Source organism: Bradyrhizobium sp. UFLA05-153, assembly GCF_054185185.1.
In genome coordinates this window covers 1-21,203 of sequence record NZ_JBBIAM010000064.1, presented here as the reverse complement: position 1 = coordinate 21,203, position 21,203 = coordinate 1, and the positions used below count along the sequence as shown (strand labels likewise).

Here is a 21,203-nt window from a genome sequence, read left to right as displayed (position 1 = left end):
ACTAAGCCGTTGAATATATTGCATATTATGCTATTTTAGCAATTTTAGTGTAGCCGGCTTACTTTAGGTTCCATTGGTTATACTATTTCCGCGAAAACAGTATAACGGGGCCCTGCCATGGCGCCAAGCCAACGTCTCGATATTACATACCAGACACTCTATTCCGAATTGGTCCAGCGCAGCCTCGACGAAAGCTTCACCTCCGAGTTCTCTTCGAACGGTCGGTTCGTGGCAGTCGCGGTCAAGGGCAAGAAATATTGGTACTTCGACACGCCCAAGCCAGAAGGCGGCGGCCAGGACCGTCGCTATGTTGGTCCGGTGGACGATTCCGAAATCACCAAGAGGGTTGAGGCGTTCAAGGATTTGAAGGCTGACCTGAAGGGACGTCACCGTCTCGTCTCCACATTGACGCGAGAGGCCTATCTGCCGCACGCCTTACCAATGACTGGCCAAGTGGTGGAGGCGCTGGCGAAGGCCGGCTTCTTCCGCATGAGGGGAGTGCTTGTCGGCACCGTTGCCTACCAATGCTACTCCGCCGTGCTCGGCAGGCGACTCGATGCGGCCGCGATGCAGACCGGCGACGCCGACTTTGCACAGTTCCACGAAACCTCGGTCGCCATCAAGGACTCCATGCCTCCCATTCTGGAGGTGCTTCGACAGGTCGACACGACCTTCCGGGAGGTTCCGAGCCAGGCCGACGGAAGGGTCTCCCAGTTCGTGTCGAGGGATAACTTCAAGGTGGAGTTCTTGACGGCGAACCAATGGTCCGATGATCAGGCGGGCAAGCCTGTCCCGATGCCGGTCTTGGGCGGGGCGGCGGCACTTCCGCTCCGTTTCCTTGACTACCTGATCCATCAGCCCATCCGCGCGGTCCTGCTGCATGGTGTGGGCGTGCCGGTTCTCATTCCGTCGCCAGAAAGATACGCCATCCATAAGCTCATCATCGGATCTCGCCGCAAGGAGGATCGCGATGCGACCGCAAAGAGTTCGAAAGATCGGCTTCAAGCCAGATCGATCATCGAGGCAATGATTACGAACCGACAGCACGCTGATGTCGCCGCCGCGTTTGCGGAAGCATGGGATCGCGGCGATCAATGGAAAGCCGCAATCCGCACCAGCATCGCGACCTACGACGATGACTTCCAAAATTCGCTCCGATCCGAACTAGATAAGGGCGTCACGGAGCTTGGGTTGCACCTTGCCCACTACGCAGCAAAGCCATCCGAAGGGGAAACTTCTACAACCCGGTGAAAATGAGTTGCGGATGGCATGGCAGCCGCGTAGAGGCCTCGATCGCCGGCGCCACATCGCTTTCGGCCGCAGCTGCGGCAGCATTTGTTTGGCCTCAACATGATCGGTTCGGCCATGGCTGCGTCGCCGACCATGATGTAGCTGTTGGCTTGCCGAACACGCCGACGTTATCGATCATGATCATATCGGGGTATCATCCACATGACTATCAGTGGAATCGACGTGTTCGCGCGTAGCTTGCAGCTCGTGGGCACAGGCAAGGACTTCCCCAGCAGTTTCTCAAAAACGTGCGGTGCAAACGCAACTTGCGGAAGCCTTGCCGCTCATTCTGGCGGATCGAGTTCAACTCCAAATGCGATTATCGATTTGATCATCAACGCAGCCGAGGCGATGAGCGGAGCAAAGGAGAGAGCGCCCGAGCTGTTGATTGGCACGGCTAGTTCTCGCTCGATTGACATACTGGTCAGCGTTGCGAGATTTTGGTCCCAGAATAGGATTCGAATACCTGTTTGAGGCCTTCACCAAAGCCAGGATATGGGTATGGGACTGGCCATCTGTCGCTCAATCATCGAGGCCCATGGCGCTGGACGCGTAATACTCTCTGGTGAACGGAAGGCGTGGTGACGCCGAGGTGCCCTTGCATCCCGCATTGGGCGGCGATGCACGCGCGTGTAGGCGTCGCGTCCGATGCAGGATACGCCAACCGAAAACCGAAGGTAGATAATCCTGTTCTGCTGTGTTCTTTAAACTAGATCGTGCGTACTCTTGTCGAGCAGACCGGCCTCGATCAGCCCCTGACGCATGCGCGTGATCTCCGATCGATCGATCTTCACCAGCGGCGGGCGCACTACTGCGCGCGGCAATTTACCGCACAGCACCAGCGCTTCTTTCATGCGGTTATGCATGTCGACGAATGGATCAGCATAGAACACTCGCATCAGCGGTTCGATGCGGTTGTTGAGCTGCCTTGCCTCGGCGAGGTCGTTGCCCTGCACCGCGCGGAATAGGCGCGTTTGCAATTCGGGGATCACGCTACCGAAGCCCGACAGCAATCCATTGCAGCCGAGCACCAGGGAAGATAACAGCCAGGCACTATGCGTGGTGAGCACATTCACGGGCCGCGGCAGATTCTGCAGCGTGCGCACGTGCCACTCGTGATCCGGCACGTTACCGATCCAGTCCTTGATGGCGCGGACGGTCGGTACCTCCGCGCACAGCTTCAGCAGCGTGTCCTTCGGATAGCCTTGACCGGTCGCGAGCGGATACTGGAACGCGATCAGCGGCAGGTCGGTCGCGTCGGCGATGCGCTTGAAATGTGCGAGCACCATTTCCGGTGACTGGCCGAGGGTGAACAGCGCCGGCGGGAATACTAAGAGCGCGGAAGCGCCGCCTTGTGTTGCCATGCGCGCAACGCGCGCCGCCTCAAGGCTACCGTCGGCCCAGATGCCGTTGATCAGCGGCAGCTTTGTTCCGATCTCGTCCTGCGCGATGTCGAGCACCCGGCGCTGTTCGTCGAAACTGCAGGAGCCAACCTCGGTCGAGTGCGCATTGACGGTGATGGCCGAGAGGTCTTGCACGGAGGCGACGTCTCGAAGGTGCTTGCGGAAACTCACCTCGTCGATGATGAGATCGCCATCAAATGGCAGCAGCACCGCCGGAATCACGCCGTGCGGGACATAATTCACGTGTCGGGGCATGGGCTAGCCTCCTATCCCTCGCTATTTCCGGGCGCGAGCAAAGCAAGCAAACTCGGAACCGCGGAAATGAGCGCCGAACTTCTATCCAGAGTCAGCGTCCGGCGCCACGCGCCTTCTCGCATGACCGCAAAATTGTACTGCCCCCTTCAAGGCAGGCGAATTCCAATGAGAATCGGCTGGCGGCGGCGCGTATAAGGCGCGCCCTCCGATAGCATGTCGGTCGATAGCCGCCAGACAGACCGGAAATGCAGACGACACCACTTGCAAACCGATCGCAAGCTTCTTGACCGAAATCGGTCAGTTGTTTGCCATCAGGCCGTGTCAGTTCCCTTGGCAGATAGAACCGATAGGCCACCCGACCCTGGCTCGCCGCGCAGCATCGAAGTGTTGCCGCCTCCCTGGAAATTCCAAACCAAGCAGTCAAAACGTCTGTGTCGAGCTAGTTGAGCAGCGATCTAAGAAGAAAATGCTTGGCCGCTCAACTGCCAGAAAGCATGGCTCCGTTCAGCGCCACGATATAGAGCCAAGCCCAGGACTGATTGTATTCCAGTTCGATTGCTGACCTGCCCAAACTCGTACGGATGATGCGCCGGCGATCTCGAGCTCGAATAAGTGCGTCCACAATATCCATAATGTAGATGCGGTACATCAATACAATGAATTTTACCAACCTTGTTGGATGTCGCATAAGAAAAATGTCGGTTTGGAGAAAAGCCTCGGTCTTATCAGAATGATTATCGATCTTTGCCTAGGCGAGGAGAAACATTTTGGGTGTTCGTCTGGCATCAAGCCACGCGCTCGTGCAGTCTGGCCACGTTCTTCGGTGGTCTCACCTAGCGCCGCGCGGGTTCGACGCGACCGACGCCGCCCAAAGGGTTGGCCGTTGTTCGCCAATCAGGCCGAGCATTAGGCCGAGTTCCTTGGACTCTGGTTCAAATCGAACAGAAGAAAGAAATGCCAAATTTCGTTCGGAACGGACATTGGCCTTTTGTGGCTTAAGGTTAGCGGCGAATGCCCTCGCCGCAAATGGACCATCGGTGGTAGCCCTCCTGCTGCCGATGGAAGCTGGCGCGATGTGTAGTCGCTCCTCCCTAGACTGACTTTGCCCGGCCACTGAAAGTGGCCGGGCCTCTTTTGTGTGCCGAGCGTGGGTGACAGCGTGGAGGCGGAAGTTTCGTAAATCAAGCTATGCGCTTCATTCTAACAGCAAGTGGCACCTCTGTTGTCGAGTTCGTCCCCATGAATGAGTCTCAGCGCAGCCAACGATCATGAAGTTCATTTTGGTAAATCACAGGACGCCGAGCAGCCCGTCCATCTGCGCCGAGTGTCATCGATGCCTGGAGACAGGCTACTTGCGAGATATGTCCACGCGACAGCCCTATTGTGACTACGATTGTTATCTTCGTTACCGGGAGAAGATGCTATGCGTCCCATGGTTTGCGATCAAATGCGGCATCCGTCGGCTCGCTCATGACTATTCGAATTACTTCGAAGCGGCCGTTTGCTTTGCTGTTTTCACGTCCTGGTATTCGATCGCTCTCACCGAAGGCGCGCTGCGGCTTGGGGAAATGGGACTGCTGAAGCGACCTCGCGCGTAAGCGTGCATGAAGCTAGCGGCACATCGCTGAACCGAAATCATCAATCTTCGCAAATAGTTGTTTTAGTAACTTCGGCGATCGCGTGCCGCAGAACAGTGAGGCTGCGTTGAAAGTTACCTTTGAGGTTGGGGGATATTGATCCGCATGTGCGGGATTGTCGGCATTCTCGGGCGCGAACCGGTTGCGGAGCAATTGGTGGATTCGCTCAAGCGGCTTGAATATCGCGGCTACGACTCCGCGGGTGTTGCCACGCTCGAAGGCGATCACCTGGAGCGCCGTCGCGCCGAAGGCAAGCTGAAGAACCTCGAGGCACGGCTGCATGACAAGCCGCTGAAGGGGACGACCGGCATCGGTCACACCCGCTGGGCCACCCACGGCAAGCCGACCGAGCACAATGCCCATCCGCACGCCACCGAGCGCCTCGCGGTGGTCCATAACGGCATCATCGAGAATTTCCGCGAGCTCCGCGAGGAACTCGAAGCGAAGGGGACGGTGTTCCGCACCGAGACCGACACCGAGATCGTTCTGCATCTGGTCGATGATCTGCTCACGCGCGGTAACAAGCCGGTCGAGGCGGTAAAGCTCGCCTTGAGCCGGCTGCGCGGCGCGTTCGCGCTCGGCTTCATCTTCGCGGGCGAGGGCGACCTGATGATCGGCGCCCGCAACGGTCCGCCGCTCGCGATCGGCTACGGCGACGGCGAGATGTTCCTTGGCTCGGACGCGATCGCGCTCGGTCCGTTCACCGACACGATCAGCTATCTCGAGGACGGCGACTGGGTCGTGCTGACCCGCAACAGCGTTGTCATCTTCGACAAGGACGGCCGCGCCGTTCAGCGCGACAAGATCAAGCATGCGGCCTCAAGCTCGCTGGTCGACAAGGCCAACTACCGCCACTTCATGGCGAAGGAAATCCACGAGCAGCCCGAGGTCGTCGGCCACACGCTGGCCCGCTATGTCGACATGGCATCCGAGCGCGTGTCGCTGCCGGTGAAGCTGCCGTTCGACTTCCGCGACATCCAGCGCGTCACGATCACGGCCTGCGGCACGGCGAGCTACGCCGGCTATGTCGCAAAATACTGGTTCGAGCGCATCGCGCGCCTTCCGGTCGAGGTCGACGTCGCCTCCGAGTTCCGCTACCGCGAGTCTCCCTTGCGCAAGGGCGATCTGGCGATCTTCATTTCGCAGTCGGGCGAGACTGCCGATACGCTCGCGGCGCTCCGCTACGCCAAGGCCGAAGGCGTGCACACGCTCGCCGTCGTCAACGTGCCGACCTCGACGATCGCGCGCGAGAGCGAGACGGTGCTCCAGACGCTCGCCGGTCCAGAGATCGGCGTCGCGTCCACGAAAGCCTTCACCTGCCAGCTCATGGTGCTTGCCTCGCTCGCGGTCGCGGCCGGCAAGGCGCGCGGCGAATTGTCCGAGGATGACGAGACCAAGCTCGTGCACGGCCTGGTCGAGATCCCGCGCCTGATGGCGGACGCGCTCACGACCGAAGTGCAGATCGAGAAGCTTGCACACAGGATCGCCAAGTCGCGCGACGTGCTCTATCTCGGCCGGGGCACCAGCTTCCCGCTCGCGCTCGAAGGCGCGCTGAAGCTGAAGGAGATCTCCTACATCCATGCCGAGGGCTACGCCGCCGGCGAGCTCAAGCACGGACCGATCGCGCTGATCGACGAGACCATGCCGGTCGTGGTGATTGCGCCCTACGATCGCGTGTTCGAGAAGACCGTCTCCAACATGCAGGAAGTCGCCGCCCGCGGCGGCAACATCATCCTGATGACGGATGCCAAGGGCGCTGCGGAGGCGACGGTCGATTCGCTCGTCACCATCGTCATGCCCGACATGGCGGCTGCCTTCACGCCGATGGTCTATGCCGTTCCCGTGCAGCTCTTGGCCTATCACACAGCGGTGGTGATGGGCACCGACGTCGACCAGCCGCGCAACCTCGCCAAGTCGGTAACTGTCGAATAAGCACGACGGCACCGATCGATCGCGTCTGGTCTTCAGACACGGCTGGAAAATGCCTAAACCGTTCATGACTGACAGCTAGAGCCGGCGTGGCGTTCGGCTTTTGAAGCAGATCAGTCGGCCTAGGTTGCGCCGCAAATTGAGAGATCGTTCATGTTAGTCCGTTTGCACTATTGGGCCATGCTGCTCATGCTTGCCACCATGGGCCCCGCCGCACAGGCCAAAGATCGCCGCATTGTTGCCGAGCCTGTTGCACCTAATCATGTCTGCGCTCACCTAGTGCCGTCGAGTGACAACGATACGGCCATGCTCCAAGACGCCATTGCTCGCTGTCCGTCTGGCTCGGCGGTTTATTTGGCAGGGGGGACCTTCCTGTCGGGCCCTCTCGAGATGAAATCTGGAGTGACCCTGTGGATCGAGCGCGATGCCTCGGTTGTCGCTATTGCTCAACCGAAGGCGTATGACAAAGGTTTTGGAAATTGCGGTCGCATCGAAGGGAAGGGCGACGGCTGCCGGCCGTTCATCAGCTTCTCCAAAACACGCGGGGGCGGCATCTATGGCGATGGCATCATCGACGGGCAGGGCGGCGCGCTCATGGCCGGCACAAGCGAGACTTGGTGGCAACTCGCCCGGCGCGCGCAAGCTGAGGGCGGCAACCAGAACGTCCCGCGCCTGATCCAGATCGACCATGCTCAGGACATTACCTTTCACGGTATCACGCTGCGCAATTCTGCTAATTTCCACGTGGCGATGAACCGGGTCGATGGTGCCACTTTTTGGGGCGTCACAATCGATACACCGGCCGACGCCCGTAACACAGACGGGATCGATCCTGGCGCCAGCCAGGACGTGACCATCATTCACTGTCAGATCCGCACTGGGGACGACAACGTGGCTATCAAAGCCGGCAACAACGGTCCCGCCCGCCATATTTCCATTGTCGACAATTACTTCGGCTGGGGACACGGCATGTCGATCGGGAGTGAAGTGAGCTCAGGTGTCAGCGACGTACTGGTGCACGGCCTCACTCTGGATGGCACGACGTCTGGCTTGCGCATTAAGAGCGATGTCAGCCGAGGCGGCCTGGTGGAGAGGGTGACCTATGAGAATGTGTGCCTGCGCGGCAATCGATGGCCTATCTATTTCGATACACGTTATGATATCCAGGCGCACGGCAACGAAATTCCGGTCTACCGCCAGATCGCGTTGCGCCACGTGCGCGGCGGTGACGGTGCGCTTGTGATGCACGGTCTCGACCGAGGCCATGCTCTTGAGATTGCGCTGGACGATGTGCGATTTGCCGATAGCGCGGTCTGGCAGGTTGAAAATGTAGATGCAGCGGTTTCCAGGGTGTGGCCGCCATTGCGCGGTGCGGCGAGTCCGCCATCGTCTACTGCATGGGAAGGCTGCGCAAAGGCATTCAGCCAACCACCAAGCAAAACCAGGAACAGCCTTGCGCCTCGATAGTACTCATTGCTGCGTTGAAGAATCCGGGCTTGACCGAAGCAGAATAGCAGGCACACTAAATGTGGCCGGCTTATGTAGGTACCATCCACCTAGCGGGACATGATTGGCTGTCCGAGAAGCTGACGAAGTGGTAAAGCGGCTCGTAAACGACGATGGGTCTGCAGCACAGGTGTGCGCGGCAGATCAAGAATTGGACATTGATAAGTCAGCAGAACGGCGCGGCGGTAGACTGTGTGCAAAAGCGTCCCATAGTTCCTATCTCGACGATAAGTTCGGCAGCCAGGTCCTATCATCACCAAAGAACGCTTTGAGCGACCATTGCTTGGCTTCGCTGTCTGAGAGCTGATGGGAGTAAGATTCTCGTCCTTTGGGATTGGCACCGATACCGGTAGATCGGTATTCGGCATAGTAGGCTGTCTTCAGTCTATCGGTCTTGCCGCGATCCCACTCGCTCCAGCCTTCTGCGATAACCGGTGCGTTCATCTCCGTGGATAAGAAGATCACCGTAGCGTAAGAGCGCCAAGGACGTCCGAGGGCGATGCCACGTGCGGCGGGATCAGCGGTGAGGATGCAATGGTCGAACACGTAGCCGCTGTCCTCGTCCGGCGAGTCCTTGCTTTGCGCGGTATAGACCACAGCCTGATTGGCGATGCCGTGCAGTTGACAACGATGGAAATAGGCTTTGGCATTGCCAAATATATAGTCGACATGTCCCTCGATGTAACAGTCCGAAAAGTATTGCCGGGTTGTTCGGCCGTTCGGCCCCTTGTTGGCAAATAGCGTATCCTGTGCGCCGAGTAGCCAGACTCGGGTGATAACGTCCTTATCTCCTGTGATAGACAGTGCCACCGCCTGCGAAGCAGGATTGGCCGGACTCAAGGAATAGTCGTTTTGAATCGTCAGATTGTCGAGCCGGAAGTCATCGCCGGATGCGTCCACAGTGGCGGAATGAACGGTTCCGCCCACCTTGATCGCGCCGTCGCCGTAAACAATCACCGTGTCCCCTGGCTTCTTGCCAGTGCCTCTGATGTGAACGCCGGATTTGCCAACCTTGACCTTCTCGCGATAGATCCCCGGCGCGATCAAAATGTCACCGCCTCGCGCGGGCAACGCGTCCACGGCTTCCTGAACTGAACGATAGGCCATGTCTCCGGATTGCGAGACCAAAACTTGTTCAGCATATGCTTCCGAGAGCTGGAAGCACATGGCCAGAACGGAAGAGGAAATCAGAAAAAGTCTCATTATGGTCCCACTCTTTGTCGCGCTAGCCCTACGCGGTGTCGTGCTTAAAACTCACCTGACGCGATGCTGGCTTAAAGCTTTTGAGCCGCTGCATCTCACGTGTTTTTTTTGAGGCGCGTTTCCTGCCGTCCCACATCTAGATGGCGGTGTGTGCAATGTCAGTCGTGAATGATGATCGTGCCGTTTCTGCGTCGGCCCAAGGGTGAACGCTCAAAATTGTCGGAATGCGGTGCTTGGACTTGTCGTGTTTGGCTGTGGCTTGCGTAAAAATGCCCATGTCTGAAACACGACAATAGGGTCGAACTCTTCCACCGGCGGGACGCAATCCCTTGCTTTTCCCCTCCTTCAATCGTGGCCTACAGGCCAACTTGTGGCATGCCGATTGCTCGGCAGACAGCAACAGTGTCATCACGACAATGATCATGTTGTAGTCGCGCGAGGAGTTCAGATGAAACCTGCCAGTTGGTCCGAATCAATGTCGCGGACGCTCTGGTAGAGCAGAATCTCTATCGGCTCCGTTCTTGGGGCGCCGTTCTTTACCCAACTTCGGTTTTCTGGAGTAGCCCCAGTATAGCCCGCCTCGTGAAGACTCGTTGGTTGGGACCGCGAGCATTCTAGCAGGTCGGTCGAACCGCGAGTAAGTGAGGGCCCCTCCAGCCACTCGAGACGAAGCGAAAGTGCGGATTGCAGGGCGCGCCCTTGGTCGGGGATCGATGGTGCGATGATGCGAACCGTGTCCGCGAAACAGAGGAGAGCAGATGAAGTTTGGAGTGTTCTATGAGCACCAATTGCCGCAACCCTGGGACAATGGTGGCGAGCAAGAATTGTTCGGCAACGCGCTGGAGCAGATCGAGCTCGCCGATCAGCTCGGATTTGATTACATGTGGCAGGTCGAGCATCACTTCCTGGAGGAATACTCTCACTCGTCCGCGCCCGAAGTGTTTCTGGGTGCGGTTTCACAACGCACAAAGAATATCCGTATTGGCCACGGCATTTGTCTTGCCTCGCCGCGCTACAATCACCCGGCGCGGGTGGCCGAGCGCCTCGCGACGCTTGATCTGATATCGGGAGGACGTGTCGAGTGGGGGACTGGAGAATCAGCGTCTCTAATTGAGATGCAGGGGTTTGGGATAGAGCCCGAGCAGAAGACTGCCATGTGGCGGGAAGGGGTCGAACAAACCGCCAATATGATGGCCATGCGGCCATATCCGGGATACGAGGGGCGATTCTTCAATATGCCGCCCCGCAACATCGTGCCAAAGCCGGTTCAGAAACCGCATCCACCGCTCTGGATGGCGTGTTCGAGGCGCGACAGCATTTTGCGCGCCGCGCGTCATGGGGTGGGGGCGCTGGTCTTTGGCTTTGTCGAAGCATCTCAAGCGAAAATTTGGCGCGACGAATACTATGAGATCATTAAGTCTGACGAATGCGTGCCCATTGGTCATTCGGTGAACGCCAATATTGCAACGCTCAACGGCATGATGGTTCATGACAGTGCCGAAGAAGCAATGCGCCGCGGAATCGACGGCTTCAAGTTTTTCGGATATTCGATCGCACATTACGCGATATATGGCGAACATCGTCCTGGACGTACGAATCTGTGGCGGCGCTTCCAAGCCATCAAGGACGACGTGAAGGAGACACCAGGTTCGGGAGCCATCGGTCGGCCTCAGAGCGTTCGTGACCACCTCATGGGGTATGCAGATGTCGGTATCGACCAGATGATCTTCATCCAGCAATGCGGAATGAACAAGCACGAACATATCTGCGAGGCGCTCGAGCTGTTTGCCAAGGAGGTCATGCCCGCACTGAAAGAACGAGAAGACGAGCGCGTCCGACGTAAAGAAGAGGAACTCGCACCTTACGTAGAGGCGGCGCTGGCCCGCAAGCCCATGATGCCAGAGTTGCGGGAGACGGATATTCCGAACATCGAGGCGATGGGCATCGTACTCGAGCGTCGCACTGGCAAGGACTACGCTTCGGCGGGGGGCACCTTCGCGGATCCGACCCGTGGAGGCGCGATTCCTATGGTTTCGTGGGAAACCTATGCCAAGGCAGCCAAGGTCGATTGAAGTCGAAGCTGACCGCGGAACTTGCTCAAGGTCTTTGTTATGCCGCGGCTGAGCCCCCTAGCCTGAAAGCAACTGCGCGCCCGATGAAAATATCACAAGCGTTCAATTTTGAGGCGGCTCATCGTCTGCCCAACGTGCCGGCCACACACAAGTGCAGCCGCCTGCACGGGCATTCCTATCGGGTCGAGCTGCAGCTCGATGGACCAGTAAATCCCGTTACCGGGTTCGTCGTGGACTTTTTTGACCTGGAGGCATCCTTTGTCGAAATCATGAATGCACTCGATCATCGATGCCTGAATGAAGTCGAGGGATTGGAGAATCCTACGGCAGAAAACATTGCCGTTTGGATCTGGGAAAGATTGCATCGCAAATTCCAGCAGATGTCGTGCGTCCGGGTCTATGAAACATCTGATGCTTGGGCCGAGTATGACGGACGATGACAAGAAAGTCCGCCTGTTTGCTCGAACTTGTTCCGGTCACTTGGGGCGTTCCCGACGCTAGGAAATGCAATAATGCTCACGAAGTGGAAGTCACGGCTGGGACAGTTCGAGTAAGACTGACTTACGGCACGGCCGTGAATGCGCCAATCGCTCCCGGCCTAGTCAGTTGCCCGTGAACGAGCCTCTAAGCGATTGAGCTGGAGTCTGTTTTTGGGATTTTGTGGCGTTGGAGATTGCAGGGATTTGAAGCTTGAGCACGCCAAACCTTGCAAATTCGTTTCTGGATTCCCCATCGCTATGAACTGTGCTTGTGTGGTGCATCGGAGGGACGATGCGGCCGAAGAAGCACAAGACGACGGGATCGAATGACCTGTTCCGGGCGCGACTGGACCAGATGATCAACATGAAGCACGAGCTGGTGCTGCTTGCCGGCAAGGTCGATTGGGACTGGATCGACGGCGAGATTGCTCCGCTCTACAGCGAGAACGGCCGGCCGGGGATCGAGACCCGCTTCATGATCGGGCTGCTGCTGCTCAAGCACATTTATGGGCTGTCCGATGAGGGGGTGTGCGAGCGCTGGGTCCACGATCCGTACTTCCAGTTCTTCACTGGCGAAGAGTTCTTCCAGCATGCATTTCCGCACGAGCGCTCGGACCTGAGCCATAGGCGCAAGCGGCTCGGCGACAAGCTGGAGCTGCTGCTGGCCGAGAGCCTGCGGGTGGCGCACGAGGCCGGCGCGTTGCGCAGCCAGGACCTCCAGCGCGTCACGGTCGACACCACGGTGCAACCAAAGGCCATCACCTTTCCGACCGATGCCAAACTCTTGCATGCAGCCATCAGGGGGCTGAACCGTCTGGCGAGACAGCACGGCGTCAGGCTGCGGCAATCCTATTGTCGCGTGGCCAAGACTGCGGCGATGATGGCGGGTCGCTACGCTCATGCCAAACAATTCGGGCGGCATCAGCGGCAGTTGCGTATCCTGCGCAGCCGGCTGGGCCGGATCATCCGCGACATCCGTCGCAAGATCGAGGGCCAGCCAGCACTGGAAGAGGCATTCGCACTCCCCCTTGGGCGAGCCAGCCAGATCCGCTCGCAGCAGCAGCGCCAGCGCGGCTGGAAGCTCTATTCCTTCCATGCCCCGGAGGTGGAGTGCATCGGCAAAGGCAAGGCCGCTGCGCCTTATGAGTTCGGCGTGAAGGCTTCCATCGTCACCAACAACCGCCGAGCTCCCGGTGGCCTGTTCGTGCTGCACGCCAGGTCGCTGCCCGACAACCCTTACGACGGTCACACCTTGCGCAACGTCATCGACCGCACCGAGACACTCACTGGCTGTCCGATCGAGCGGGCCTATGTCGACAAGGGGTACCGCGGTCACGACGCGCAAAATCCCCGTCGCGTCTTCATCTCTGGCCAGAAGCGCGGCGTCTTCGGTATCATCAAGCGCGAGCTGCGCCGCCGTTCCGCCATCGATCCCATCATCGGACACATGAAAGCAGAAGGTCATCTCGGCCGCTGCTACCTCAAAGGCCGCGCCGGCGACGCCGCCAACGTCATTCTCTCAGCCGTCGGCCACAACTTGCGCCGCATCCTCGCCTGGCTCAGGGAATTGTTGCGCCTGTTCCTGTTGCCATGGCGAACGCTCGCTTGCCAGGCCCAGCTCAATCCGGCTTGTTAACGGCCGACTAGCAAGAAAGGAATCTAGAGCGCAGGTGTGGCTGCTGGGTAGCTATGCCGTACAAATAGGACGAAACCGTCTCTTTGCAGCGAGGTCGACGAGCAACAACTCACGAGCCTGCGCTGTGTGCAGCACAGGTCCATGCGAAGGCCATGCGCTCTCGGATCAAGGCCGTGGTTTCATCTAGTTTGCGTCGTATGGGTGGAATCAGCTTGTGGCTCGGATGAGGTTCCCCACATGCCAATTTAATCGGCGCCAAACGGGCGCCGAGGTCGGTGTCACTACCAAGCTTCAGGATGGCGTCGAACTGGCCTGGAGCTTGGCTGATCAATCGAACCTATATGACCCCTGAAAGAACGTACCCCAGCGCTCCATGCTGAACTTCGAAAACTGAGTCGGACTAATGATTCCCGGGACACTACAGCCTGTGCATGCCGCTTGGCTGTCCGTTTTGGTCCACATTGCCCAATAGCGCCCGCCGACGCCGACGCTGAAGTTTTTGGTGATGAAGTAGGACAACACGCCTTCAATCTGGACGCCCCCGCCACCATTTCCGCGTTGTTCAATGAAGGTAGTTGCCCGGCGCAACAGATGATTGTCGCGCCCTTTGAAATCGGTCCAGGGTAGGTATGCGACGTCCGTGCTCAAACGCCAACGCTCGGTGAGCATGGTTTCGGCGCTTAGGCCGACACGAGGTGCATTCCACTGAGTATTCTGGCTGCCAACGATAGTGTCTGCCTTCGCCGGGCATGTGTAGTTGGGGTTGGCAATCTGCATGCATCCGATCGAGTCGGAACTCTGTTCGTAGTACGTCCAGCCGACAAATCCGCCGACCTTATAGTCGGCGCCGCGCAGGAAATCGTAACCGGCATCGGCCGTGTAATAGGTGAACCTCCCGTTTGCCTGGCCGGATATATTGTTGATATAGGAAAGCGGCCCCGTCCTCCCCGGAATGCCCCAATCTTCATTGTTTATGTTTCCTTTGTTGAAGCGTCCGAGGCCAATATTGCCCTTCAGGAATACTCCCGACGGGCTGTCAACACGGCCAAATGCTTCCCCGGAAAGCCCGTCGAGGCCGTGGTAGGTGAGCCTTGATATAAGAATGTTGGGGTCTACGGCCACGGCGCCAGCGTTCCATTGGAATCGTCCCCGGCTGAGCCAGAGCCGCGATCCGCCTTCGAACGACCAACCGGCGGCGTAAGCAATCGGCGGCGCGCCGGCAGGTGCTTTCGCGTACAGCGGTGCATCGGACCACTGCGTCCACGGGTCGGCGCCAAAATGGTAGTTCAGTCCGATTTTTCCGATGTGATAGTTGCTGGACAGACCCGTTGTGTTCGCGGGCAGAATTGCGAATGGCGGATTTTGCGCCGTCGGAGGAGTCGCGACACTTGGCCCACCGAAATGCAGGTAGTCATACTCGACTTTGACCGACCATGCAGGGGTAAGCGCTTGCTCGACGCCCAGCCCGATGATGCCACCGACCCGGCCATAGTCGAAATGGGTTTTCTCCTGTGGCTCGCCGCCTTCGAAATTGTTGACGACGTGGCCGCGAGTGTTTTGCCAAGCCACGCCTCCCTTGAGGTAGGCCAGGGTGTGGCCCAGCGCGCCAAACGCATAACCGATGCGACCAGTCCCGGTGGCAAAGACGTTGGGACCTGCCTGGCAGTTTGCGCTGACCAAAAAGCCGGACGCCGCGAGGCAAGTATTTGTGCCCTCGGAGACAGCCCCGCTTGCATCGAATTCGACGCCAAACAACCAGCCGTTGTTCTGCCAGTTATAGCCGATCTGGCCGCCTGCGAGAAACACTGGGGTATCGACGACGCCCCCATAAATTGACGGACCGTACGGATTGCTGAAGGAGGTTCGGCCGTAGCCGCCGCCGACGTGGCCGCCAATATAGCCTCCCGACCAACTCCACACAGCAGCAGGCAGTTTCACTTCTGGCGCAAAGTCTGCTGCATTCGCTGGACTGAGCGCAATTGTACCGGCTACCAAAAGAAGAACTTCAGATCGCATCCAACACTTCCCTGCATTTTCTCGGTTCACAACCGAGCGCCCTTAAGTTATCGCCGCAGCAAACCGTCGGGTCGGACCAGACGCTAACGGCGGCGCGCGCCGAGTCCGTCCCGAAGATCATCGCACTGCGGTTGGTGATGATGCCGTGAACAAAGCAAACCGCGTGCCGAAGCGAATTCGGTAGGCTCTGCAGGCACTTCGTAGCGGTGTGTAGCGGCAAGTTGCTGACATTGGTCTCAATACCGACAGTCGGCGCGGCCAACGCCCGACGGTGGCCTGCTCGCGCGCTGAATGTGCAGGGCGGGCCTTGCGCAGCATGTCATGCTTCCGTGCGGTGCGCGCTGTGACGCGTGCAGTCTCCGGCGGGCGTGGTTTCAACAGGAGCCTTCTGTGCGCGTCCTCAAGGTCTGCGCGGTGTCGTCGTTGATTTAAACTATCACCGGGGCTCAACTGATAGGGCGCGCCTGCTCGGGTACGCGGGACCCTTCAGCGTATTTTTGGACCGGGTTTTTGGGCTTTGGTTCCTCGCCCCAAAGCACGGGGCATCAAGCGCCACGAACTGGCGTCAGCACGTGAAAAGTTCCGTATGGCCAAATCCCTTGGAATAGTCGAGCAGTGAAATCACATGGGTGCTAGCCGGAAGATGCGAACATCTGTGGGCGTCGGTAGCGGACCAAAGTTCTGTTCAGGATACCTTTGAAACAGCAGGCGCAGCGCTTTCTCGCCCTCGACCGGATCGTTCACGACTTCGGCCCTCGCGGCCATTGACAGACCTGTAATTTCCATCACTTGCGGCGTGTCGTCGTCAATCACGAGGGAAACGCGGTTGTCATGGGCCAGATTGGATGCCTTTTTGGCCGTCTTTCCCGCACAGGAAATAGATCGCCAAGTCGTCGTTGGCGTAGCCCACCGTAGTCACTTGCGGCAAGCCATCCGGACGCAGTGTCGCAATTCGCATCGTACGGTGGTGATCGAGTAACGCCCGAATCTGCGGCTTGGATGTGTCGTCCATCGTGAAACTCCTGCTCGCCTGCAGCATCAAAAACAATAGCAAAGGCCAGGAGGCGGCGTTTGAGACAGATCAATTAATCAAATCGAGGCTGCTGGCTAGCAATCTAGGTGTTTAGTCTCGGCATTTGTGGGAGGGGATTGAGTTTGACTCGTTCTGGCTGGGAAGTCGTTTGCAGATGTATTCATAAGGCGTGAGTCCCTTCAGGGTCTTCAGCCGCCGAGCGTAGTTGTAGGCGTTGATGAAGTCGGCAAGGTGAGCTTCGAGCTGATCGTGTCGATCGTAATGGTAGCATTGGACTGTCGCTTCCTTGATCGTGCGGTTCATGCGCTCGACCTGGCCGTTGGTGCAGGGATGCTTGATCTTGGCCAGCCGATGTTCGGTGCCATTCTCTTGGCAGCGCAGATCGAACATCCGTGTCACGTATCTTGCCGTCGGGCCATCCGCGTAGCGTGGCGGGAAAGTGAACTGGATTCCGTTGTCGGTCAGAACCGTGGGGATCTTGTATGGAACAGCCAGCTTCGAGGAAGGCCGAGGCCGGCTGGTGCGGTGGATCGCGACATAGAGGTAGAGCTTGCCTTCAGCGATCTGGAGTTGGCGCTGGGCTTCTTGGCGACCGCCTTCTTAGCGGGAGTCTTCTTCGCGGTTTTCTCCTTGGTAGCCATTTCAACTTCTCCTGTTTTGCGGCGACCGGAATGTTCGCCCCGTACTGCCCCGAGCCCAGAGACCTTTTCGGGTGCCGGGCGTGTGGGCAGCCAGGAGGCTGCGGCTTCGGTTATCGCGCGAGCTTCACGCTCTTGGCCCAGGTGTTCAGGGCCTTTATCCAAGCGTCGTATTGGACCTGCGTGACCTTGCCGGAACGCAGCGCCTTGTCGGCGCGATCCATCAGACGTTCGATGATGCGCCCCAGCCGGTCTTCGGTCGGCTTGTCGATATCGCAAGCCAGAAAAATCGGCAGGTGCATGCCGTAAGGCGAGTCGAGCATCCGATTTCTCTTTCGTGGTTCGCGCCTGGCGTTGATTGCCGCGCCGTTTCGTTGCCCCGTACATCGCTCCGCCGCGCCACGACATCCAGTCGAACCGCAGCCATGCCATTGCGGAGATGCAGCGGAAGCAGCAATGGCAGCGTTTTCCGGCTACCGACGGAAGCAGCGTCCTTGCCTGGAAGTGCCCAGGGATAGGGTCGGCCGGTCAGGCTTTGCCCAGGCCAGGGCGGCCCGCGTGGCGCGCGGCGCTAGGGACGGCCCAATCCCGGCAAGGCGGAAAGAACGCGCGTATGGCCAAGCGTGCGGCTCGGCAGAGTCGCGGAACTATCGGTTTCGAAGCGATAGACGAACATTCCCCATCCGGAAGGTCCGGTTCCCAACTGGTCGCGCTCCGCGTGACGCGGCACAGAAAGTGATGTAGTTCGGAAAAGCATCAGCGCCACGAACGCTGAGCTCGAGCCACCCCATTGAAGTCTGCGGGGGAATATCTTTTCTGGCCCGGGTGGCCTTACCGGAAATCCTAAAGAAATCCATTTCCGCCCGCCCCTCGATCTTTGTCTGGCTTTTCAAGGCCGTGTACAAAAGTTGTAAGATCCAAGACATCGCGCGCCGTGGCGCATGGCGAACTGTTTCAAAGCGTAATCGGGCGGTTCAATGCGCGAGGAGCGCTGGCATGGTCATTGCTCTCGCAGCAGGCAACAAAGGCGCTGGCTACTCCCCGTCTGGCGCGAGAGGAATGGTGCAATATGAGCTTGGTAAGGTCACTGGAAACGGCGGAAGTTGATGCCTTCTATACGCTCAATGAGGGGCGTCTTGCATCCGTCACGCGCGAATTCACGCAGCATTTCTCAGGACGCGTGCTGTATGCGGTGAAGGCGAATCCGTTGCCCAAAATTCTGCACGCGGTCTCTCGCGCCGGAGTGGCCGGATTCGACGTGGCGTCGCTGGCCGAAGCCCACCTTGTTAATTCGACTATTCCCCGGGCCCGTTCATGGTTCATGAATCCCGTGAAATCTCGTCGCGATATCGAACGGACGTTCCGGGATCTGGGGGTTCGCGACTATGTCATCGATTGCGAAGCCGAGCTGCGGAAGCTCCTCGAGGTCCTGCCGTCGCATGATCCGGAAATACGAATCTACGTCCGGTTCAAGTGTAGCGGGACGTGCGCCATCTTAGACTTAAACGACAAGTTTGGTGTCTCGCCCGCCGAAGCGGGCCGTCTGCTGGGTCTCGTCAACGCGCAATCGCGCTGGACCACGGGCTTGTCCTTTCACCCAGGTTCCCAAACGATCGTTGTCGATCCCTATCTGCATGGCATTCGGGCGGCCGTCGACATTATAGAAGCTGTTTCTCCGGCTCCCACAGCGCTCGATATTGGTGGCGGCTTTCCCGGCCATTATCTGAACGTCCCCTATCACTCTCCCTTGAGCATGCTCTCCGACATCACGAAACTTGTGCGCGGAACGGATGCACTAAAGCGTGTTGAACTCTTGTGCGAGCCCGGACGAGCACTGGTTCATGATAGCATTTCTTTGTTTTGCCGCGTGATCTTAAGAAAAGGCGGGGCGCTCTACTGCGGCGCGGGCATCTACAGCGGGCTCTCACCTGCCCGACAATATTTTCTGCTCCCCGCCCGCGCTTGGCGTGGGGGACAGCCAATCCAGACTGAGGAGTGGCAGGACTTCATCATCTTTGGCCCAACTTGCGACGGCACGGACAGGCTTGGATTCTCGTATTCACTGCCACGCGATTTGAGCGAAGGCGATTGGATTGAATTCCAGAATGTGGGCGCCTACACGAAAATGACGCGATTCAACGGATTTTCGGTCGATAAGATCGTGGCTGTAGGACAGGATGAACTTACCATGTTGCCCGCCGCCAATAAGTAGTTGTTCATGAACATACTAGTCACGTGAATCTAAAGTTCGCCACATAAAGTCTGGTGGGCTTTGTGGCAGAAGTCGGCAATGTCTCGTTTTGTAACCAGGGCGAATTGGCGTAGAATGAGCCAGTGCATGGCGAACCGGTAGGGCCTCGTGACCTCTCAGTGGCAATATCAAGTTAGGTTTGATGTCCGCGATACTGCGGTAGCGGAATCACTACGTCGAAATTTTCGCGATCCGGCACTGAGGCCTCTATTCGATGTACTCACGGCGCATGGCGCGGCGCCGAAATGTCAGTTCGACGCCTTTGCGGAGTATGTCGCCGCGGCAGAGGAAAACGGCGTCAAAAGTTATCCGCTTTATCGGTGGACGAAGGCAACGATCGAAGATCCGACCAAGAAGGAAAAATATTTGAAATCCTTTACGCTCTATGTGGATGATCAAGAGGTCTATGAAAGGGAGATTGCTGACGCGCTAGAAGCGGAATTGCAGCCGGTCGCCCGTAGCGGGATCATCAATCAAATATCTAAGTTCGACAGCAATCCTGCCAACAATCCTCAACCACCAGAACGCTCCCGCGACTGAGGCTAGCTCACTAGTTGCCCGTGAACGAGCCTCTAAGCGATTGAGCTAGAGTCCGTTTTTGGGATTTTGTGGCGTTGGAGATTGCAGGGATTTGAAGCTTGAGCACGCCAAACCTTGCAAATTCGTTTCTGGATGCCCCATCGCTATGAACTGTGCTTGTGTGGTGCATCGGAGGGGACGATGCGGCCGAAGAAGCACAAGACGACGGGATCGAATGACCTGTTCCGGGCGCGACTGGAACAGATGATCAACATGAAGCACGAGCTGGTGCTGCTTGCCGGCAAGGTCGATTGGGACTGGATCGACGGCGAGATTGCTCCGCTCTACAGCGAGAACGGCCGGCCGGGGATCGAGACCCGCTTCATGATCGGGCTGCTGCTGCTCAAGCACATTTATGGGCTGTCTGATGAGGGGGTGTGCGAGCGCTGGGTCCACGATCCGTACTTCCAGTTCTTCACTGGCGAAGAGTTCTTCCAGCATGCGTTTCCGCGCGAGCGCTCGGACCTGAGCCATTGGCGCAAGCGGCTCGGCGACAAGCTGGAGCTGCTGCTGGCCGAGAGCCTGCGGGTGGCGCACGAGGCCGGCGCGTTGCGCAGCCAGGACCTCAAGCGCGTCACGGTCGACACCACGGTGCAACCGAAGGCCATCACCTTTCCGACTGATGCCAAGCTCTTGCATGCGGCCATCAGGAGTCTCAACCGCCTGGCGAGACAGCACGGCGTCAGGCTGCGGCAATCCTATTGTCGCGTGGCCGAGGCAGCCGCGATGATGGCGGGTCGTTACGCTCATGCCAAACAAATCGGGCGGCATCAGCGGCAGTTGCGTATCCTGCGCAGCCGGCTAGGTCGGATCATTCGCGACATCCGTCGCAAGATCGAGGGCCAGCCAGCACTGGAAGAGGCATTCGCACTCCCCCTTGGGCGAGCCAGCCAGATCCGCTCGCAGCAGCAGCGCCAGCGCGGCTGGAAGCTCTATTCCTTCCATGCCCCGGAGGTGGAGTGCATCGGCAAAGGCAAGGCCGCTGCGCCTTATGAGTTCGGCGTGAAGGCTTCCATCGTCACCAACAACCGCCGAGCTCCCGGTGGCCTGTTCGTGCTGCACGCCAGGTCGCTGCCCGACAACCCTTACGACGGTCATGACCTGCCACTGAGTATTTCCTCCAGAAGGAGTTAGAGTCCGGCCAGAAGAAGGACGGACAGATGAAGCGAGCAAGGTTCACGGAAGAGCAGATTATCGCGGTATTGAAGGAGCATGAGGCTGGGGCGAAGACGGCTGACCTGGCTCGCAAGCATGGGATCTCCGAAGCGACGATCTA

General features: G+C 58.4%; 15 protein-coding genes and 2 pseudogenes. 10 read left to right on the top strand and 7 right to left on the bottom strand.

Going from position 1 to position 21,203, the window contains the following annotated elements; all coding sequences use genetic code 11:
• Window positions 1-117: 117 nt before the first annotated feature.
• Window positions 118-1,251, top strand: coding sequence for a nucleotidyltransferase family protein (locus tag Q2941_RS30650; protein ID WP_458194730.1), 1,134 nt, complete (start codon window positions 118-120; stop codon window positions 1,249-1,251).
• A gap of 743 nt (window positions 1,252-1,994) precedes the next feature.
• Here the strand turns inward: Q2941_RS30650 and Q2941_RS30645 are convergent.
• Complete coding sequence (locus tag Q2941_RS30645) at window positions 1,995-2,948, bottom strand: dihydrodipicolinate synthase family protein (protein ID WP_458194729.1); 954 nt, start codon at window positions 2,946-2,948, stop codon at window positions 1,995-1,997.
• Between the two features lie 1,742 nt (window positions 2,949-4,690).
• Here Q2941_RS30645 and glmS point away from each other — a divergent pair.
• Both glmS and Q2941_RS30635 read left to right on the top strand, forming a co-directional pair.
• Window positions 4,691-6,517, top strand: coding sequence for a glutamine--fructose-6-phosphate transaminase (isomerizing) (gene glmS / locus Q2941_RS30640; protein ID WP_458194728.1), 1,827 nt, complete (start codon window positions 4,691-4,693; stop codon window positions 6,515-6,517).
• 150 nt (window positions 6,518-6,667) lie between these two features.
• Window positions 6,668-7,981, top strand: coding sequence for a glycoside hydrolase family 28 protein (locus Q2941_RS30635; RefSeq protein WP_458194727.1), 1,314 nt, complete (start codon window positions 6,668-6,670; stop codon window positions 7,979-7,981).
• Between the two features lie 255 nt (window positions 7,982-8,236).
• Here the strand turns inward: Q2941_RS30635 and Q2941_RS30630 are convergent, their stop codons facing one another.
• A complete protein-coding gene (locus tag Q2941_RS30630) occupies window positions 8,237-9,223 on the bottom strand; it encodes a pectinesterase family protein (RefSeq protein WP_458194726.1) in 987 nt (328 codons plus the stop codon).
• A gap of 758 nt (window positions 9,224-9,981) precedes the next feature.
• Between Q2941_RS30630 and Q2941_RS30625 the strand changes: the two genes are divergently transcribed.
• The 3 genes from Q2941_RS30625 (at window position 9,982) to Q2941_RS30615 (ending at window position 13,410) form a co-directional block, all read left to right on the top strand.
• Window positions 9,982-11,295 carry an LLM class flavin-dependent oxidoreductase gene (locus Q2941_RS30625; protein WP_458194725.1) on the top strand — a complete coding sequence of 438 codons (1,314 nt, stop codon included), beginning with the start codon at window positions 9,982-9,984 and terminating at the stop codon, window positions 11,293-11,295.
• A gap of 83 nt (window positions 11,296-11,378) precedes the next feature.
• Window positions 11,379-11,735, top strand: coding sequence for a 6-carboxytetrahydropterin synthase QueD (queD, locus tag Q2941_RS30620; protein ID WP_458194752.1), 357 nt, complete (start codon window positions 11,379-11,381; stop codon window positions 11,733-11,735).
• Window positions 11,736-12,066: 331 nt separating this feature from the next.
• On the top strand, window positions 12,067-13,410 hold the full coding sequence (locus tag Q2941_RS30615) for an IS5 family transposase (RefSeq protein ID WP_458194724.1): 1,344 nt from the start codon (window positions 12,067-12,069) through the stop codon (window positions 13,408-13,410).
• A gap of 327 nt (window positions 13,411-13,737) precedes the next feature.
• Here the strand turns inward: Q2941_RS30615 and Q2941_RS30610 are convergent, their stop codons facing one another.
• The 5 genes and pseudogenes from Q2941_RS30610 to Q2941_RS30590 all read right to left on the bottom strand — a co-directional run bounded on the left by Q2941_RS30610 (window position 13,738) and on the right by Q2941_RS30590 (window position 17,420).
• On the bottom strand, window positions 13,738-15,426 hold the full coding sequence (locus tag Q2941_RS30610) for an outer membrane beta-barrel protein (RefSeq protein WP_458194723.1): 1,689 nt from the start codon (window positions 15,424-15,426) through the stop codon (window positions 13,738-13,740).
• 621 nt (window positions 15,427-16,047) lie between these two features.
• Window positions 16,048-16,239, bottom strand: coding sequence for a hypothetical protein (locus Q2941_RS30605; protein ID WP_449384011.1), 192 nt, complete (start codon window positions 16,237-16,239; stop codon window positions 16,048-16,050).
• 16 nt (window positions 16,240-16,255) lie between these two features.
• Entirely contained in the window at window positions 16,256-16,438 is a 183-nt protein-coding gene (locus tag Q2941_RS30600; RefSeq protein ID WP_449384010.1) for a pyridoxamine 5'-phosphate oxidase family protein, read from the bottom strand.
• Window positions 16,439-16,541: 103 nt separating this feature from the next.
• A pseudogene (locus tag Q2941_RS30595) lies at window positions 16,542-16,819 on the bottom strand (integrase core domain-containing protein); the annotation flags it as partial.
• Between the two features lie 391 nt (window positions 16,820-17,210).
• Window positions 17,211-17,420, bottom strand: coding sequence for a hypothetical protein (locus Q2941_RS30590; protein ID WP_458194722.1), 210 nt, complete (start codon window positions 17,418-17,420; stop codon window positions 17,211-17,213).
• Between the two features lie 611 nt (window positions 17,421-18,031).
• Here Q2941_RS30590 and Q2941_RS30585 point away from each other — a divergent pair.
• The 4 genes and pseudogenes from Q2941_RS30585 to Q2941_RS30570 form a co-directional block, all read left to right on the top strand.
• Window positions 18,032-19,309, top strand: coding sequence for a type III PLP-dependent enzyme domain-containing protein (locus Q2941_RS30585; protein ID WP_458194721.1), 1,278 nt, complete (start codon window positions 18,032-18,034; stop codon window positions 19,307-19,309).
• 147 nt (window positions 19,310-19,456) lie between these two features.
• A complete protein-coding gene (locus tag Q2941_RS30580) occupies window positions 19,457-19,888 on the top strand; it encodes a hypothetical protein (RefSeq protein ID WP_458194720.1) in 432 nt (143 codons plus the stop codon).
• A gap of 180 nt (window positions 19,889-20,068) precedes the next feature.
• Window positions 20,069-21,031, top strand: a pseudogene (locus tag Q2941_RS30575) (IS5 family transposase); the annotation flags it as partial.
• A 56-nt stretch (window positions 21,032-21,087) separates the two neighbouring features.
• On the top strand, window positions 21,088-21,203 hold a 116-nt coding region (locus Q2941_RS30570), incomplete at its 3' end, for a transposase (RefSeq protein ID WP_458194751.1).

Coding starts and splice junctions, on each gene's coding strand:
- queD (WP_458194752.1), top strand. CDS start 11,379: ATGAAAATATCACAAGCGTTCAATTTTGAGGCGGCTCATCGTCTGCCC.
- Q2941_RS30635 (WP_458194727.1), top strand. CDS start 6,668: ATGTTAGTCCGTTTGCACTATTGGGCCATGCTGCTCATGCTTGCCACC.
- glmS (WP_458194728.1), top strand. CDS start 4,691: ATGTGCGGGATTGTCGGCATTCTCGGGCGCGAACCGGTTGCGGAGCAA.
- Q2941_RS30590 (WP_458194722.1), bottom strand. CDS start 17,420: ATGCTCGACTCGCCTTACGGCATGCACCTGCCGATTTTTCTGGCTTGC.
- Q2941_RS30625 (WP_458194725.1), top strand. CDS start 9,982: ATGAAGTTTGGAGTGTTCTATGAGCACCAATTGCCGCAACCCTGGGAC.
- Q2941_RS30650 (WP_458194730.1), top strand. CDS start 118: ATGGCGCCAAGCCAACGTCTCGATATTACATACCAGACACTCTATTCC.
- Q2941_RS30645 (WP_458194729.1), bottom strand. CDS start 2,948: ATGCCCCGACACGTGAATTATGTCCCGCACGGCGTGATTCCGGCGGTG.
- Q2941_RS30610 (WP_458194723.1), bottom strand. CDS start 15,426: ATGCGATCTGAAGTTCTTCTTTTGGTAGCCGGTACAATTGCGCTCAGT.
- Q2941_RS30615 (WP_458194724.1), top strand. CDS start 12,067: ATGCGGCCGAAGAAGCACAAGACGACGGGATCGAATGACCTGTTCCGG.
- Q2941_RS30630 (WP_458194726.1), bottom strand. CDS start 9,223: ATGAGACTTTTTCTGATTTCCTCTTCCGTTCTGGCCATGTGCTTCCAG.
- Q2941_RS30600 (WP_449384010.1), bottom strand. CDS start 16,438: ATGGACGACACATCCAAGCCGCAGATTCGGGCGTTACTCGATCACCAC.